At 68.1% G+C, this 16,094-nt stretch carries 15 protein-coding genes; 2 read left to right on the forward strand and 13 right to left on the reverse strand.

Features of this window, described 5'->3' with window-relative positions:
• Positions 1-307: 307 nt before the first annotated feature.
• From AC3ERS_RS03040 to fabD, 12 genes are read right to left on the reverse strand one after another with little or no spacing between them, the layout of a single operon-like run.
• A complete protein-coding gene (locus AC3ERS_RS03040; RefSeq protein ID WP_431963184.1) occupies positions 308-1,252 on the reverse strand; it encodes an NADP-dependent oxidoreductase in 945 nt (314 codons plus the stop codon).
• Positions 1,249-2,466: an FAD-dependent oxidoreductase gene (locus AC3ERS_RS03045; protein ID WP_431963186.1), complete on the reverse strand. Its 1,218-nt coding sequence runs from the start codon at positions 2,464-2,466 to the stop codon at positions 1,249-1,251. Before AC3ERS_RS03045 ends, AC3ERS_RS03040 begins: the two co-directional genes overlap by 4 nt.
• The gene (locus AC3ERS_RS03050) at positions 2,463-2,957 is read right to left on the reverse strand and encodes an ester cyclase (RefSeq protein WP_431963188.1); all 495 of its coding nucleotides are present in this window, start codon (positions 2,955-2,957) and stop codon (positions 2,463-2,465) included. The genes AC3ERS_RS03045 and AC3ERS_RS03050 overlap by 4 nt, the downstream gene beginning before the upstream one ends.
• Positions 2,954-4,054: a 3-oxoacyl-ACP synthase III family protein gene (locus AC3ERS_RS03055; RefSeq protein ID WP_431963190.1), complete on the reverse strand. Its 1,101-nt coding sequence runs from the start codon at positions 4,052-4,054 to the stop codon at positions 2,954-2,956. Before AC3ERS_RS03055 ends, AC3ERS_RS03050 begins: the two co-directional genes overlap by 4 nt.
• A gap of 12 nt (positions 4,055-4,066) precedes the next feature.
• Complete coding sequence (locus tag AC3ERS_RS03060; protein ID WP_431963192.1) at positions 4,067-6,415, reverse strand: beta-ketoacyl synthase N-terminal-like domain-containing protein; 2,349 nt, start codon at positions 6,413-6,415, stop codon at positions 4,067-4,069.
• 37 nt (positions 6,416-6,452) lie between these two features.
• Entirely contained in the window at positions 6,453-7,727 is a 1,275-nt protein-coding gene (locus AC3ERS_RS03065; RefSeq protein WP_431963194.1) for a beta-ketoacyl-[acyl-carrier-protein] synthase family protein, read from the reverse strand.
• Positions 7,724-8,128: a 3-hydroxyacyl-ACP dehydratase FabZ family protein gene (locus AC3ERS_RS03070; protein ID WP_431963196.1), complete on the reverse strand. Its 405-nt coding sequence runs from the start codon at positions 8,126-8,128 to the stop codon at positions 7,724-7,726. Before AC3ERS_RS03070 ends, AC3ERS_RS03065 begins: the two co-directional genes overlap by 4 nt.
• A 14-nt stretch (positions 8,129-8,142) precedes the next feature.
• The gene (locus AC3ERS_RS03075; RefSeq protein ID WP_431963198.1) at positions 8,143-9,408 is read right to left on the reverse strand and encodes a beta-ketoacyl-[acyl-carrier-protein] synthase family protein; all 1,266 of its coding nucleotides are present in this window, start codon (positions 9,406-9,408) and stop codon (positions 8,143-8,145) included.
• Entirely contained in the window at positions 9,405-9,857 is a 453-nt protein-coding gene (locus tag AC3ERS_RS03080) for a hotdog family protein (protein WP_431963200.1), read from the reverse strand. The genes AC3ERS_RS03075 and AC3ERS_RS03080 overlap by 4 nt, the downstream gene beginning before the upstream one ends.
• Entirely contained in the window at positions 9,842-10,660 is an 819-nt protein-coding gene (locus AC3ERS_RS03085) for an SDR family NAD(P)-dependent oxidoreductase (RefSeq protein ID WP_431963202.1), read from the reverse strand. The genes AC3ERS_RS03080 and AC3ERS_RS03085 overlap by 16 nt, the downstream gene beginning before the upstream one ends.
• A 36-nt stretch (positions 10,661-10,696) precedes the next feature.
• Positions 10,697-11,104: a phosphopantetheine-binding protein gene (locus tag AC3ERS_RS03090; protein WP_431963204.1), complete on the reverse strand. Its 408-nt coding sequence runs from the start codon at positions 11,102-11,104 to the stop codon at positions 10,697-10,699.
• A 31-nt stretch (positions 11,105-11,135) separates the two neighbouring features.
• On the reverse strand, positions 11,136-12,077 hold the full coding sequence (fabD, locus tag AC3ERS_RS03095) for an ACP S-malonyltransferase (RefSeq protein WP_431963206.1): 942 nt from the start codon (positions 12,075-12,077) through the stop codon (positions 11,136-11,138).
• Here fabD and AC3ERS_RS03100 point away from each other — a divergent pair.
• Entirely contained in the window at positions 12,067-13,914 is a 1,848-nt protein-coding gene (locus tag AC3ERS_RS03100) for an MFS transporter (protein WP_431963208.1), read from the forward strand. The genes fabD and AC3ERS_RS03100 overlap by 11 nt on opposite strands.
• A 110-nt stretch (positions 13,915-14,024) precedes the next feature.
• On the opposite strand, the gene panB is transcribed toward AC3ERS_RS03100, so the two are convergent.
• Entirely contained in the window at positions 14,025-14,882 is an 858-nt protein-coding gene (panB, locus tag AC3ERS_RS03105; RefSeq protein WP_431963210.1) for a 3-methyl-2-oxobutanoate hydroxymethyltransferase, read from the reverse strand.
• 325 nt (positions 14,883-15,207) lie between these two features.
• On the opposite strand from panB, the gene AC3ERS_RS03110 reads away from it, so the two are divergent.
• The gene (locus AC3ERS_RS03110; RefSeq protein WP_431963212.1) at positions 15,208-16,074 is read left to right on the forward strand and encodes a caspase family protein; all 867 of its coding nucleotides are present in this window, start codon (positions 15,208-15,210) and stop codon (positions 16,072-16,074) included.
• The last annotated feature ends 20 nt before the right edge of the window (positions 16,075-16,094 follow it).

The raw sequence follows: 16,094 nt of genomic DNA on the forward strand, positions 1-16,094 counted from the left end.
CAGTCCGCCAACTGCCGAATCGTGCTCCGCGGTCGACGAGCAATGCTCGCTTCCTGTGGAAGCGGCAGTGGACGCCGTCCGGTCGCTTCGTCGACGGCGTCGGATTCGGCCAAGACGTTCGGGATACTCACTGGGATTATGCCTTCCGAATGGAGAATTGCGGTGCGTCAATCGTCCATCCCGCCGACGTCCGATGCATCACCCTCAGGGGTGGAATGACATCACCTTGGGGGGGTTCAGCAAATTGTCAAAGTGGTTGATACTACGGATTATCGAGCTGGTTGAGATCGCAACGGTAACCGCGATATCAAACCTCGGGCGGTGCACATCCGACAGCCACGACGATCTTTCCGCGGGTATGACCGGCTTGGCTCTCGCGAAAACCATCGACCGCATTCTCGAGCGGATGGACGGCCGATATCTGCGCGTGCATTGTTCCCTCTTCGGCAAGCGCGACCATTTCCCGGATATCGGTCGAGATCGGCTGGGCGAACACGTACGTGCCGCCTGCCGAGCGCACCGCGGGATCGGCAACCGATGCCAGCCTCCCGCCCGCCTTCAGCAGCGGTGCGACGGTGCGCAGCGTCCGCTTACCGGACGCGTCGAGCACGGCGTCGACGCCACCGGGAGCGAGTGCGGCGACCGATTCCGTCAGTCCGCGGCGGTAGCCGACCGGCTCGGCTCCCAGCGAACGGAGGAAGTCGTGGTTGTGGTGGCCGGCCGTTCCGATGACGCGGGCGCCGAGACTCAGCGCGTACTGGACCGCCATCGAACCCACTCCACCTGCGGCTCCGTGCACCAGCACGACCTCACCGCGCCGCACGGCGAGGTGCTTCATGCTCTGATACGCGGACAACCCGACCAGCGGGAGCGCGGCGGCCTCGAACCAGTTCAAACACGACGGCTTTCGGACCACGCAGCGCGCGGGGGCGGATGTCAGTTCGGCGAGGGTTCCCCGAGACAGGTACTCGTCGTTCGGTACACACCCCATCACCTCGTCGCCCGGCGCAAGGCCGCGGACACCGAATCCGACGCGCTCGACGACGCCGGAGAAATCGATGCCGGGGATCACGGGAAATATCGAGTCCATCAACCTGTCGTACAAGCCTTCGCGGGCCTTCCAATCGAGCGGGTTCACCGACGCCGCCGCGACCCGAACGAGTACCGAGGAGGGACCCATTTTCGGCTCGGGCAGGTCGCCGTACTCCATGACATCCGCATCGCCGAAGGTGCGGTAGAAAATTGCTTTCATAGTCGTTCCCTCGAATCGTGGGTTGGTAGCGAGAATTTTTGATCCGAATTGCTCAGCGCCCGCGCGGCACAGCGCATCTGGTTCCGCTCGGCCGCGAAGAGGATTTTCGGATAGGTCGAACGCATGAATGCTTCCCGCATTCGAACCAGGGCCGGATGCTCCACCGCCGCCATTCGTCCGAGCCACCAGGCGGCCCGCTGCAGGCGCGCGGTCCGGGCCCGGCGTTCTTTCTCGTAAGCGCGCAGCGCGGATACCGGATCGGCCGGTGCCGAGGCGAGGCATTCGGCCAGCACCACGGCGTCCTCCACGGCCTGGCATGCGCCCTGCCCGATGTTGAACGCCATGGGATGTGCCGCGTCCCCGAGCAGCGTGACCCGGCCTGCGCCCCACCGCCGGTCCGGCTTTCGGTCGAGCGCCTCGCTGCGGATGATGCCCGACGGCGGTGTCGCCGCCAGAATGTCCCCGACGGGTGCGGCCCAATCGCGATGACGTTCGGTGAGCGTCCGAAGGACACCCGGGTCGTCGTGGCCTGCGGCAGGCCCGTTGGCTACCGACATCCAATGCACGACTCCCGGCGCCACGTCGTAGTAGACGAACCGGATGCCGGGACCGAACATGGCGTTGAAGCTTCCCGGTGGAATCAGGTCGTGACGTAGAAAAGCCTTGCCACGCTGCGCGATATAGCCGTTGTACCGCGGTGGCCTCGTTCCGTGTAGCCCGGCGCGCACCGCGCTGTGGATGCCGTCCGCGCCGATCAGGAGGTCGCCGCGTTCGACTTGCCCGTCGGCGAGCCGCACCGCCACGCCGCGCTCATCCTGCGTGCAGCCGATGACACGTGCTCCGGCATGGATCTGGCTGCCGCCCAGCGCATTCCGCAACGCCGCGTGCAGAGCCGAGCGCTCGACGCCGATCGTGGGCTGGCCGTGCCGTTCGGCGAACTCGCCCACCCGCCAGGCGGCCATGACCTCGCCGCGCCACGTGCTGAAGTGGCAGAACTGCTGCGCGACCGTGCTTTTCAGCAGGTGGTCGGCAACACCGAGCGAGTCGAGCGCGAGCATCCCGTTGGTCCAGAGGTGGACTCCGGCGCCCCCGTCGCGCAGCGCCTGCGCCCGTTCGAAGACGACCGAGTCGAATCCCTTGTGTTGCAAGGCCAGCGCCGCGGCCATCCCGCCGATGCCGCCGCCCGCGACGATGACTCGGCGAATACCGGTCATCGTTGTGTCCCTTCGGCTCGCCTGCGCGCTCGCGCCGACCGGAATTTCCCGGCCCGCAGCCGGCCGCGAGCCAGCCACCCCAGGCCGAGCGCGGGCAGAATGCCGGATCCGATGCCCAGGTCCCAGCGGTCGGCGATGCGCCCGTCTATCAGGCGCCACTCGGCGACGCCCTGGTACTCGATGGAGCGTCCGGTCGGTGCGATGCCCAACAATTCGCGCGTGTGGGTGCCTCGCCAGGTGTAACGGATGACCACGCGGTCGGCGTATGCGTGGCTCTCGTCGATCGTCACGTGCAGGTCGGGGAAGCTGTCGCGCAGCACGGCGATCGTGTACCGCACCCCCTCGCGTCCGGCGGGTGCGCCGGGTAATGGCTGATGATCGACGACATCCGGTCGATAGATGTCGTCCACCACGGTGAAATCGCCTGCGTTGACCAGTTCGTGGAACAGTCTCCGGATGACGCTCTGGTTCAGCTCTTCGGTGGTGGTCATGGCGTCGGCGCCTCCCACGGGAGGGTCAGCCCGGCATAGAGATACCGGCTGGCCTCGATCGCCATCAGCGCGACGGTGTGGCCGGGGCTGATCTTGCCCTTCACCCAGGCATCGTCGAGCGCCAGCGGCACCGCGGCCGAACCCGTGGCGCCCACGTCGCCGAGGTTCTCGGTGATGCTCTTCTGGAGCGCCGCCTGGTCCTGCGCCGAGATGCCCGCGGCCGCGAACTCGCCGGCGAAGTAGTCCGCGTTGCCTTCCGGCAGGACGACGGAGTCGAGGTCGCCCATCTCCAGTCCGGAGCGGTCGAGCAGGTCCCGAAGACCGGCGGCCAGGACCTGCGGTCCGAACCGGGTGGTGCCAGGAATGTCGATCCGAAGTTCGACGGGGCGCTTGCGGCGCATCTGTTCGGCGGCCGAGGCGTGCGATCCGCCACCGATGATCTGCATGCCGGGTGTGCGGTCGCCGCCCATGCACTGGGTCGCGAAGACGTATCCCGGTGCGGCGGGCTTCTGGGTATCGCTCGCGCGCAGCAGCACCGCGCCCGCGCCATCGCCGAAGGTGTAGATCGGCAGCCGGTCGCGCATCCGCACTCGCTCGGGGTCCTGGTCGAGGTACAGCGGGGCAAGCATCGGCGAAATCGATTCGGCGCCGATGACTACGGCGCAGTTGTACGTGCCGTCCGCCAGGTAGCGCCGGGCCAGATCCAGGCCCTGCACGGCGCCGACACAACCGGCGCGCAGCTCGATCACGGCGCAGCGGTCCAGTCCGAGGTACTCCTGGACATAGGTGCCTGCCACCGGAAGCGGGTAATCGGGGCTTGCCGTCGACATGACGATCAGGTCGACGTCGCCGGGCTGCAGGCCCGCTCGGTCGAGAGCTTGCCGTGCCGCGGCGGCGGCCATCGCGGCGGTTCCGGTCCGGTGCTCGCCGGTTTCGGGATCTATCATCCAATGACGTTGTCGCACTTGGATTCCATCGAGGACCTCGTGCGCCAGTGGTCCGCAGAGTCGTTCCAGATCACGGTTGTCGATGGGAGCGCCGGGCAGGTGCGATCCGGTTGCCAGGATCGATACGTGGCGGTTGGTCGGGTGAGACATGAGGTGGCTCCGTCAGTTCTGGGGCGGTCGGTTCTGGGGTGGGTGAAGGACGAGGCTGGTGTGCGTGCCACCGAGCGACGAGCTGTTGATCAGGACGGGTCCGGCGGAAGTGTCGTGCCGGAACGACGCGGTCGCCAGGGCCGCGGCCAGCTGAGCGCCCGCGCCGATCGGTTCGCCCAGTACCCGTTTGGGCGCTTCCCTCCGGCAGCGCTCCGGGGGGCCGAGACGGTCGATGGCACGTATTTCCGGCCCGTCGACAACCCGCAGTCCGGCGGCGTTCGTCCAGATCGCCGAGAGCTGCGCGGCATCGATCCGGGCGTCGGCCAAGGCGTTTCGCATCGCGCGCTCGATACCGTGGCCGTAGCGATCCCAACGTCCGATTCCGAGGGCGTCGGAAGTGGTTGCGTGTCCGGCGAACTCGGCCAGGATCGGGGCCCCGCGGGAGGCCGCCGTCGACGCTCGCTCGAGCAGCAGCGTGACGCTGCCCTCCGCGAGCAGGTAGTCCCATCCGGTCCGGCCGCCGAACAGTGGCATGCCCCGGTAGGCGTCGATGACATGTTCGGTCAGTTCGTCGACGGCGGGACAGAGGATGGCGTCCGCCTTACCGGTGCGCAGCAGGTCGAACGCGATGGTCAGGGCGGAGGCGCCTGCGGCGTGCGCCGCCGTCGCGGTGGACGTCGGACCCTTGGCTCCGAGCACCATGGCCACCTGGCCCGCCGCCGCGTTGAAGACGGTGTTGGGGAAGATGGCGGGACTGGACATCGAGGGACCGCCCGCCAACATCGGCAAGAAGAAGTCCTCGATGCTGCGCATCGGGCCGATTCCGGTACCCAGTACGACGCCGGTCCGCTCGTCGGGCTCGAGCCCGGCGTCCTCGAGAGCGATGCGGCAGGTCGCCACCGCGAGCCGGCCGAATCGGTCCATTCGGCGTCGCTCGCGCGGCGTGGTGTACGCATCGAGATCGGCCTCGAGCTGCGCGACGCGCAGCCCGCGCTCCTCGCGTCCGAGCCGGCGCCCAGCCCGAAAGGTCTGCCACAGCTCGTCTGCGCTCGTACCTCCCGGCGCGAGCACACCCAGCCCCGTCACGACGACGGCGTCGGTGTCACCCGCCGCGGGGTCTCCGCACAGCTCGCCGGGCCTGCGGAAGGCGACCGTCGCGTTGGCTCCGCCGAATGCGAAGTTGTTCGACAGCGCGACGCCGATAGCGGCGGGGCGTGCGGTGCCCGGCGCGGCATCCAGGCCGCAGCGCGGATCGACCGCGGTGAACCCGGCGGTGGGCGGCGCGAGCTGCTCGCGCAGCGCCAAGACCGTGACGATGCCCTCGACCGCGCCCGCCGCGCCGAGCAGATGCCCGATCATCGATTTGGTGCTGCTCAGGACGACCTTGTCGGCGGCGTCACCGAACGCCGCGCGGACCGCATTGCATTCGGCCGGATCGTTTTTCGGTGTTCCGGTGCCGTGCCCGTTGATGTAGGCGACATCGGTGGGTACGAGCCCGCCGCTGTCGAGCGCGGCGCGGATGGCACGCGCGGCGCCTTCGCCCTGCGGATGCGGCGCGGTCGGGTGATAGCCGTCGGCGGACATGCCATAACCGAGCACCTCGGCCAGGATGGGCGCACCGGCGGCACGCGCGATCGACTCTTCCGCGAGGACGAGCATTCCGCTGCCTTCGCCGAGGGACAGGCCGTCGCGGTCCCGCGAGTACGGCGCGCACGGCCGCTCGGACAGGGCCTCCACGCTGTCGAACCCGGCGAAGGCCGACTCCGTGAGGGCGTCACTTCCGCCGACGAGCATCGCGTCGGCGCGTCCGGCGCGAATGATCTCCGTGGCATGCGCGATCGCGTGCGCCCCCGACGCGCACGCGGTGTTGACCGACACGACAGGTCCGGCGAGTCCAAAGGCCGCACTCAGGGCCTCGGCCAGGCCGTGCGGCGGTACGAGCAGCAGGTGCCGGTCGCCGCCCGGCGTCGCGGAGCCGTGGCGAGCTCGGCGCAGTGCCTGCTCGCCGCTGAACGTTCCACCGTTGCAGGTTCCGAACGCCACACCCCAGCGGTCCGCGGGGACCGCTATCCCAGCCGCCGCCATGGCCTCCTCGGCGGCGACCAGGGCGAAGTCGAGCGCAGGTTCCGGGTGCTCGATGCCGAGTTCGGTCAGGTAGTCGTAGGTGGGGCGGCGCATGTCCGGCACCTGCCCGCCGATCGACGTGCGGTATCCGGTCAGCGGAAGGCCCTGCACGGGCCGGATGGCAACCCGGCCGTCGCGCACGCCCTCCCACAGGGCCGCGACGCCCGTTCCCTGTGCGGTCACCGCACCAACGGCCGTGATGACAACGCGTCGCGTCGCGGTGGTAACTTCGTTCATTTCGTCTGTCCTCCTGAGGTTTTCAGCCGTCTTCGCGTCAGTCGGCTTTACGCAGCGCGATGGCGACGGCCTGGCCGTGCAGCCCACGCGCGAGAGCGAGCGCGGTCTCGGGTCTCGATTCCCGTGCCGAGCCCGGTATCCAGTCCAAATCGCATCCGGCGGCGGGGGTTTCGAGATTCGGCGTCGCCGGAACTACGCCGGAATTCAGCGCCAAGGCGGCGACAGCGACGTTCAGCGCCCCGGCGCCGCCCACCAAGTGACCGGTCTGTGGTTTGACGCTGCTGATCTGCGCGCGGTATGCGGCGGCGCCGAGCGCGTCATGGAGCGCGCGGGTTTCGCTGATGTCGCCCTTCGGTGTGGCGCATCCGTGGGCGGCGATGTAGTCGGGCGCACCCTGGCCTGACGCGTCCGTGAGAGCGCGGCCGATCGCCCGAGTCAGACCCCTGCCGCGCGGGTGGGGCGCCGCGAGACGTGCGCCGTCGTTCCCGGAACCCATGCCGGTGACCTCGGCGTAGCACCGCGCCCCCCGCCGCAACGCATGCTCGCGTTCCTCGAGGACGAGCACCGCCCCGCCCTCGCCGAGCACCGAACCGCTGTGCTCGCGGTCGAAGGGCCGAAATGCGCGTTCGCGCAGGTCGTTCCGTGGGCTCAGCACCCCGAGCCCGTCCATCTTGGACATCGACCACCAGGTGACCGCGTCGTCGTAGCCGCCCGCAACCACCCGGTCGGCTTCACCACGACGTATCGCGCGCATCCCGCGGCCGATGCCGGTGATCCCGGACTCCGCCGTGCCCGCGAAGAATGCGTTGGGCCCGCGCATGCCGAACTTCTGCGAGATGTGAAAGACCGCGGCCGGTTGGAGCGCTTCGACATACACGAGCGGTGAGACGAATTCCGATACGCCCTCGCCGATGCGGCGCAGCGATACGTTGCCCTCCGTGTCGCGCAACCCGGCAATCTGGGTGAGCGGCTCCAGCCGCGCCATTTCCTTGTTTCCGCCCAGGAACAGGCCCGTGCGGTAGCCGAGTTCCGCGTCGTCGAGACCGGCGTCCTCGAGTGCGAGTGTCGCGGCGGCGATGGCGAATTGGTCGCCGCGGTTGGCCATGCGCAGCGATCGGCGCGAGACGAAACGGGCCGGGTCGAAGCCGATGATCTCGGCGCCGATCCTGGTCCGCAGCGGCGCGGGGTCGTAGCCGCGCAGCGGACCGATCGCCGTCCGTCCGTCGACGATCGCCTCCCACGTCCTGGCCCAGCCCTCGCCCAGCGCCGTGATCAACCCGATTCCGGTCACTACTACGCGGCGCTCGTTCACCGGTTCACCTCCAGTTCGCACCGGTCCATCTCCAGCGAGCGCGCCGCGGCGACCAGTCGCCCGTCGACCCGGGATTCCGCCTTCCATCGACTCGTGTCCCCCGTATGGGCGAGCAGGTCGACGGTGATGGTGACCTGGTCGCCGGGCACCACGAACTGCCGGAATCGCAGACCGCGGACCGAGCGCAGCCGCCACGAGCCGCCCGCGGTCACCGCCGCGAGCGCGGCCATGCTCTCGAGCATCAGCACGCCCGGCAGGATCGGATAGCGCGGAAAGTGTGTGCTGAACAGCGGCAGGGTCGCGGGGACGTTGCACAGCGCGACGCCGCGCCTTCCCGGCTGTAGTTCGAGGATGCGGTCGAGGTCGGCACTGAGATCCGACTCGGCGAATGTGGTGGTCATTGCTGCTCCTTTGGTCATCGGCCTCGGCTCGGCGCGCCGACGACGAGACTGGTGTTGGTTCCGCCGAAGGCGAAGGCGTTGACGAGAGCCGCGGCGACTTCGGTGTGCCTGGCTCGATGCGGGACGTAGTCGAGGTCGAGGCCGCGGTCGGGCCGGTCGAGGTTGACCGTCGGCGGTATCAGCGAATCGCGCATGGCGCCGATCGCGACGAGGACGTTGAGCGCCGCGGCCGCTCCGGTCAGATGGCCCGCCATGGACTTGGGCGAGCTGACCACGAGACGGTAGGCGTCATCGCCGAAGACCGTCTTGATCGCGGTGGTTTCCGACGCGTCGTTGCTCGCGGTTCCCGTGCCGTGGGCGACGATGTAGTCGATTCCGGCGATGCCGAGGCCGGACTCGGCGATCGCCGCCTCCATCGCCTGGATGGCGCCCGACCCGTCCGGCGGGGAATCGGTGATTCGCCACGCGTTCATCGTCGAGCCGTAACCGAGGACTTCGGCGTGTATCCGGGCGCCCCGGGCGCGCGCCGACTCCAACTCCTCCAGGACGAAGACGACCGCGCCCTCGCCGATGACGAAACCGGAGCGGTCCGCGTCGAACGGACGCGAGGCCGACCGGGGATCGTCGTTGTGCCGGTCGGTCATGGCCCCCAGCAGGCTGAAGCCGAGGATGTCGATCCAGCTGGTGAGCGAGTCGTAGCCGCCCGCGACCATCAACTCCGCGTCACCCTCTTGAATAAGGCGGAAGGCCTCGCCGATGGCGTGTCCCGAGCCGGCGCAGGCGGTGCTGATGCCGACCATCGGCCCCGTCGCGCCCGCCATTCGCGCCATGGCATCGAGCGGGGTGTTCTGATCGCTGGCGTAGACCGATTTCGGCGGTTGCACCAGGAACGCGTCCGGCTTGGTTTCCCGCAGGCGCCCGATGTCGATCAAGTACTGCAGATCGGGACGTCCCATGGTGGCGCCCATCGCGACACCCATCCGGTCCGAGTCGTAGGTGTCGCGGTCGGCACGGGCGTCGAGCAGGGCCTCGGCCACTGCCGCGAGACCGAAAGTCCCCGCGCGGGAATAGATCCGGTGGTCGACATCCCCGGGTAACGCGGCCTTCGGGTCGAAGTCGTCCGGAACCTGGCCTGCGATGCGGACCGGGAAGCCGTCGGTGTCGAAGGTCGTCAGCGGGCCGATTCCGCTGACGCCCGCCGCCAGATTTCGCCAGGTGGTTGCGGCGTCCGTGCCGAGCGGCGTCACCGCACCGACGCCGGTGATCACGACGCGCCTCATCCGATCGGACCTTCCCCCAGCAGCTGCCGCGCCATGCGCCCGGTGTCGGCCGGGTCGTCGAGGCGTTCGGCATCGATCAACGCGCACATGATGTTTCGTGCGTCGAGGACAGGCCGACCGGCCACCTCCACGCGGCCGTCGACGATCGCCGCATTGCCTTGGATGGAGACGACCTCGGCATGCAGCCGCAACGTGTCGCCCGGCGTGATGTCGCGATGCATGGTGACTTCACCGACCGTCAGCAAGGCCGCGCGCAGGCGGTGATCGGAGCTCAGCAGCACCAGCCACGCCCCCGCCTGGCACAGGGATTCCAATGCCATCCCGAACGGCATCGCCGGTCCGTGCTCACCGTGCTGCCAGAAGGACTCGCGCGCGGAGGTCACCTTCCTGGCCGTGATCCGCCGCATCGGCTCCCAGGATTCGATCCTGTCGATCAGGTGAAATCGCATGGCCTGCTCGACTCTCGGAGAAAGGACAGGGCGGTCGCACCGGCGAAGAACGCCACCTGCGCGCCCATCCCGCCGTCGACGTGGACGAGTTCGCCGGTCATATACTCGGCGTCCGGGCCCGCAAGGAATGCCGCGACGGAGGCGAGTTGTTCGGCCGTTCCGTACTGGCGCATCGGAATCTGTACCGCCGCCTTGCCGTTGTCGTGCGCCAGGAGGCCGCTGATCAGGTCGGTCGGGACAACCCCGCCGAGTACGGCATTGACACGGACGCCGAAGCGCGCCAGTTCGGTTGCCGACGCGCGGGTGAAGGAGTTCAACGCACCCTTCGAGGCCGAATACGCCGACAGGCCGGGGCGCGCCGAGACCCCCATGACCGAGGAGATGTTCACGATGGATCCGCTGCGCTGGGCCATGAGATGCGGTGCGGCGGCGCGCGTGCAGTTGACGGTACCGCCGAGGTTGACTCGCAACACCTCCCACCAGGCGTCGTCTGCCATCTTCCAGAGCAGGCCGTCGTTGGTGATTCCCGCGTTGTTGACCAGCACGTCCAGGCCGCCGAACGTGTTCATGGTGCCGGCGACCAGATCCTCCGCCGCCGCGGGATCGGAGACGTCCGCGCGGAGGGCGACGGCGCACCCGCCGAGCTCCTCGATCTCACGCACGACCTCCATGGCCTCCGCTTCGCGCGTGCGGTAGTTGACGGCCACTGCCGCGCCACGCCGCGCCAGGGTGGAGGCGATTGCTCGCCCGATCCCGCGGGAAGCGCCGGTGACCAGCGCGACCTTTCCTTCGAAGGGCTGCATCTGTTCTCCTTGCTCTCTCTGGGTGATCGACCGCCGTCAGGCGGCCGCCGCTCGGGCGCGGTCGAGGACCAGATCCACGAGGTTCTGGACCGTGAACAGCCCGACCACCTGATCGGCGGTGAGCGGGCCCGACAGTTGAGTGCGGTCGAATTGGGGTAGCGCCCGTTCCAATTGCGCGAGCCCGGCTTCGGTGACGACCTCGTCCTCGTCGAACAGGTCGGCGCCTTCGGGGCCTCGCATCAGCGCCTCGATATCCGATACGGCGACCTTGATTCCCGACTCGCGCTGGATGCGGAACAAGATGTCGAGCATGTCGATCGATTCCGCGCCGAGATCCCCGATCAGGCTCGCCTCTGGGACTACCTCCGCCTCGTCGACGCCCAGTGCATCCGCGACGGCGAACTGGACGATCGGGAGCAGGTCCTGGTGGGTGTGCTGTGTCATGTGAATTTCCTTTCTTTGGAGGGTTTTTGGATCAGCAAGCTTGCAAAAGAGCTGCCACTCGGCGTTTGTCGTTGGTGCTGCGCACCGAGGCGCCGCTGATCATTCGATTGGCAAAACCGCTGAGGACCCGTCCCGGCCCGATCTCGACGTAGTCGGTGATGCCGTGTCGCTGTGCGGCGGTGAGCACATCGACCCACCGCACCGGTCCGGCCAGCTGGCATCGCAACAGCCACTTGGCCTGGTCCGCGGTGGTCACCGGCGCACCGGTGACCGAGCTGAGAACCGGAAGCCGCGGGTGCGCGAAGTGATACCGGTCCAGCTCGGCCGCGAACTCGTCTTCGATCTCGTCCATCAGCGAGCAGTGGAACGGCGCGCTCACGTCGAGCAGGAGAACCCGTTCCGCGCCGTACCGGAGGGCGATCCGCGCTGCCTGGGCCACGGCGTCGCGGGTACCGGAGATGACCGTCTGCCCGGGCTCGTTGTGGTTGGCGACCTCGGCGACTCCGTCGGCGCGGAGGCCGGCGCAGATCACTTCGATCACTTCCACTGCCAACCCGAAGATCGCCATCATCGCTCCGGGGACCTGGTCGGACACCCGTGCCATCAGCTCACCGCGGCGGCGGACCAGGCGGAATGCGTCCCGCGGCGTCAGCGCCTGAGCCGCGACCAGCGCGGTGTATTCACCGAGGCTGTGTCCGGTCACCAGCGAGGGGCGAAAGCCCTTCTCGCTCAGTACTTCGAGAACCGCCAGACTCGTCGCGACGATCGCGGGCTGCGCGATCTCGGTGCAGGCGAGTCCGATGGCCGAACCCGAAACACACCATTCGGTGAGCGAGAATCCGAGCGTCCTGTCGGCGAGGGCGAATACTCGGCCAGCGGTTTCCGGATATTCGGAGAGCAGAAACTCCGCCATACCGACGCGTTGTGAGCCTTGGCCCGGAAACATCGCGAGCGCTTTCGGTGTGCTGTTCAACGCAGTTTCTCCTTCCCGCTTCGCCGTGCTGCGAACAACTTCAAGCTTGTTCTGCGGAAGCGTGGGAAACATCGACCGCGGGTACGGTGCGGACCGGCAGTGGGGGTGGCTCTCTTCCCCCCGAGGGGTGAGGCCGCGGCCCGGTCCCCTCCACAACACTCGATATGTCGTATTCCGCTGGACGATCCAAGGGGTTGATGTTGTGTCCGACCGCTTTCGAACGAACTCGAGCACCGCTCTATCGACACATGCCGGTGTCGAGTACAGATTCGGGCAAGTGTTGCCGCGGCATGCCCGGCTGACGCTGGCAGTCGTGTGCATGAGCATCTTCATGCTCTTGTTGGACGTCACGATCGTGGCGACCGCACTGGCGGAGCTTCAGGTGTCCTTCGATGCCTCGCTCGATGATCTGCAATGGGTGATCGACGGGTACACACTGCCGATCGCGGGGTTACTGCTGATCGCTGCCACGATTGGTGACCGGATCGGCAGGCGCCGACTCTTCCTGATCGGATCGGTTCTCTTCACGGCATCGTCCGCCGGTTGCGCGATGGCGCCGAACATTCTCGCGCTGAACGTGATTCGCGGTGCGCAAGGTGCCGGCGCCGCGGTGTTGTTCGGGGTGGCGCTACCGATCATCGGGGCGACATTCCCGGAAGGGCGGCGCCGGGCGGTGGCGGTCGCCGTCTACGGTGCTGTCGTCGCGGGGGCCGCCGCCATGGGGCCGCTCATCGGGGGCGCTTTGGTCACGAGCGCCGGATGGCGATCGATCTTCCTGGTCAATCTGCCCGTAGGTGTGCTCGCCATCGCGCTGACCTGCCGGTATATGGAGGAGTCGCGTGATCGTGAACCTCGCTCGACCGACTGGGTTGGCGCAGGCGCGATCAGCACCGCACTGTTGGCCGGCGTGTTCGGACTGATCGAAGGAAGCCGGTTCGGCTGGACATCCCCGATGATTCTCTGGTCCGGCGCGCTCTCGCTGGTCGCCCTCGGCGGTTTCGTCTGGTGGGAACGGCGCGTCGCCGAACCGATGCTGGACATGCGACTGCTCGCCAAGCCGGACTTCGCCGCCTTGGCGCTGGTCGGAGTCGCTGTCGGCGGTACCGTTTTCGCCGGTATCAACTACCTGGCGCTCTACTTCGTGAACACGCTGATGTTCAGCCCCTTCGAAGCGGGCGTGCGCGCCCTGCCCCTGACATTGGCGGCATTCGCGGCCGCGCCACCAACCGCGATGTTTCAGCATCGAATTCCGCTCCGATGGTCGCTGCCGATCGCGCTCGCCCTGGTCTCGTTGGGCTTGTTCCTCTGTACGGGCGTCGACGTGAACACCGAATGGACTCACTTCGCACCCGGCTCGGCTGTCGCGGGACTCGGGCTCGGCGCGGCAACGGTCATCGTCTCGCAGCGATCGCTCACGCATGCTCGCGGCGGTCGGTACGGCATGGCGACGGGAACTGTCTTCACCGCCAGGCAAGTCGGCACCGCCATCGGCGTAGCCGGGGCCGGTGCGGTCTTCTCGCATGTCGCGACAGAAAGTGTGGAGTCTTCGCTGTCCGGCCTGCGGACGTCAGGCGTGACAATTCCGGCCGGCCGAACCGCGGAGTTGACCGAGGCGCTGAGTTCCGGAATCGGGCAGAGGGTCGTCGACTATTTACCCGAGCAATTCGAATTCTTCGCGGGCACAATCGGAAAGATCGCCGTGGCGGCTTCGGCTTCCGGTATCGACAAGGTCATGTGGTCCGGTGGCTTCGCCGCCGCACTATTCGCGGCAGCGACCTTCGTCCTGTGCCGATTGCCTGCAACGGAGAGCGCGGCCGAAAAGGAGAGACAGCAGTAGCCTCTTCCGCGGACCCGGTCTCGAGCCTCCGGGCTGGCGAGCGGGGCCGGCGGCTGGTCGAGCAGCGCCGGCAGTGCCTGCGCCACTCGACCGGTCTCATCCGTGCCGGATCAGAAGCTGTGCTCCGGGCCGGGGAAGACACCGCGGCGCACCTCGTCGGCGTACGTCGCTGCCGCCGTGCGCAAGTGGTCGCCGACCTCGGCGAACCGCTTGACGAACTTGGCGGTCTTGCCGCTGGTGTAGCCCGCCATGTCCTGCCAGACCAGCACCTGGGCGTCGCAGTCGGCGCCCGCGCCGATGCCGACGGTCGGGATGGTCAGCTTGCGGGTGACCTGCCCGGCCAGCTCGGCGGGAACCATCTCCATCACCACCGAGAAGGCGCCGGCCTCCTGCACCGCGATGGCGTCGGCGATCAGCTGCTCGGCGCCGTCGCCGCGGCCCTGCACCCGGAAGCCGCCGAGGGTGTTGACACTCTGCGGGGTGAAGCCGATGTGCGCCATCACCGGGATACCGGCCGCGGTGATCACCGCGATCTGCTCGGCGACCCGCTCGCCGCCCTCCAGCTTCACCGCGTGCGCGCCGCCCTCCTTCATGAACCGCGTCGCCGTCGCCAGCGCCTGCTGCGGGGAGGACTCGTAGGTGCCGAACGGCAGGTCGGCCACCACCAGCGCGTGCGGCGCGCCGCGCACCACGCCGCGCACCAGCGGGATCAACTCGTCGACGGTGATCGGCACCGTGGTGTCGTACCCGTACACCACGTTGGCGGCCGAGTCGCCGACCAACAGCACCGGAATGCCCGCCTCTTCGAACAGGCGGGCGGAGGAATAGTCGTAGGCGGTGAGCATCGCCCAGCGCTCACCGTCGGCCTTCATCTGCTGAAGGTGGGGGACCCGCGTCTTGCGCCGTGCCTTCTTGGTCTCGGCCTGCGCCGCGCCGTAGGCAGGGGTTTCCGCATCGGATACGGACATCATCGTCCCTTTCGGAGTTGTCGCCTCGAGGCCCTGGCGGGTCCCCGGGTTGCCTGACGCCTCCAGTGTGCCACCCGTCTCGACGGTCGCTTAAGAGCGCTGGACGGTGCGATTGGTCACAGGTGCGGGCCGGATCGCGACATCCGGACATGCCGCCGCACCTGGGCCCGTCGCGGCGTCCGCCCGACGACCGTCTTCGCGTAGTGCCGGACCGAAGTTCGGGTAGTCGGACACGCTAGCCCGGTTACGCGGACCGCCGGACGATCGGTGCGTGGCGGATCCGGAGACGTCACGTCACGAGTAGCCCCCGAAGGAAGGCAGTGCAGTGACCGGATACTCCTTGCATATCGGATTGAATCAGGTCGATCCCGCCGAGTACGACGGCTGGGACGGCGCCCTCGCGGGCTGTGTGAACGATGCCAACTCCATGGCCGCGATCGCCGCGGCGGAGGGATTCGCGACGACGAAGAAACTGCTCGACAGCGACGCGACCTCGTACGCGATCATCGGGGAGATCGGCAGCCTGGCCAACGCCGCGCGGCCGGGTGATCTGGTTCTCATCACCTATTCGGGGCATGGGAGCCAGGTGTGGGATGTCGACAGCGAAGAGGACGACGACAGGGACGAGACCTGGGTGGCTTACGACCGCCAGATAGTCGACGACGAGCTCTATCGGATGTGGGCGCAATTCGCTCCCGGCGTCCGGATCGTCGTGTGCTCCGACAGCTGTCACAGCGGCACGGTGGTGCGCGAGATGCTGAGCCGCGGCACTCGCGATGCCATCGTTGAGAGAGCCGCCGCCCTGCACAGTTCCGGTGAACACGGCGCCGTGCGGATCGTCCAGGGCGCCGTGAAGGCGATGCCGCGTGAGGTCGAGCTCCAGGACAACAAGCGACGGCGCCAGCTGTACTCGTTCGTGCAGCGTCTGAGCGGGCCGCAGACCCGAGCGAACATCCAGGCGGGCGTGATCCTGCTGTCCGGCTGCCAGGATTCGCAGGAGTCCTACGACGGCGCTGTGAACGGGCAGTTCACCGCGGCGCTGCTCGACATCTGGGCGAACGGATCGTTCGCTGGTGGGTATTCGCAATTCCACCGCAAGATCGCGAACCTCATGCCGCCCGACCAGACTCCGAATCTGTTCACTCTCAATGCGGGCGCCGACTTCACGGCCCAGCGTCCGTTCACGCCGTAGGCGGACCGGGAGGGGCATCG

The organism is Nocardia sp. bgisy134, from assembly GCF_057708325.1.

What these genes read in the sequence shown, in the direction of transcription:
- AC3ERS_RS03040 (WP_431963184.1), bottom strand. Translation starts at nt 1,252, where the DNA reads ATGAAAGCAATTTTCTACCGCACCTTCGGCGATGCGGATGTCATGGAG.
- AC3ERS_RS03045 (WP_431963186.1), bottom strand. Translation starts at nt 2,466, where the DNA reads ATGACCGGTATTCGCCGAGTCATCGTCGCGGGCGGCGGCATCGGCGGG.
- AC3ERS_RS03050 (WP_431963188.1), bottom strand. Translation starts at nt 2,957, where the DNA reads ATGACCACCACCGAAGAGCTGAACCAGAGCGTCATCCGGAGACTGTTC.
- AC3ERS_RS03055 (WP_431963190.1), bottom strand. Translation starts at nt 4,054, where the DNA reads ATGTCTCACCCGACCAACCGCCACGTATCGATCCTGGCAACCGGATCG.
- AC3ERS_RS03060 (WP_431963192.1), bottom strand. Translation starts at nt 6,415, where the DNA reads ATGAACGAAGTTACCACCGCGACGCGACGCGTTGTCATCACGGCCGTT.
- AC3ERS_RS03070 (WP_431963196.1), bottom strand. Translation starts at nt 8,128, where the DNA reads ATGACCACCACATTCGCCGAGTCGGATCTCAGTGCCGACCTCGACCGC.
- AC3ERS_RS03075 (WP_431963198.1), bottom strand. Translation starts at nt 9,408, where the DNA reads ATGAGGCGCGTCGTGATCACCGGCGTCGGTGCGGTGACGCCGCTCGGC.
- AC3ERS_RS03080 (WP_431963200.1), bottom strand. Translation starts at nt 9,857, where the DNA reads ATGCGATTTCACCTGATCGACAGGATCGAATCCTGGGAGCCGATGCGG.
- AC3ERS_RS03085 (WP_431963202.1), bottom strand. Translation starts at nt 10,660, where the DNA reads ATGCAGCCCTTCGAAGGAAAGGTCGCGCTGGTCACCGGCGCTTCCCGC.
- AC3ERS_RS03090 (WP_431963204.1), bottom strand. Translation starts at nt 11,104, where the DNA reads ATGACACAGCACACCCACCAGGACCTGCTCCCGATCGTCCAGTTCGCC.
- panB (WP_431963210.1), bottom strand. Translation starts at nt 14,882, where the DNA reads ATGTCCGTATCCGATGCGGAAACCCCTGCCTACGGCGCGGCGCAGGCC.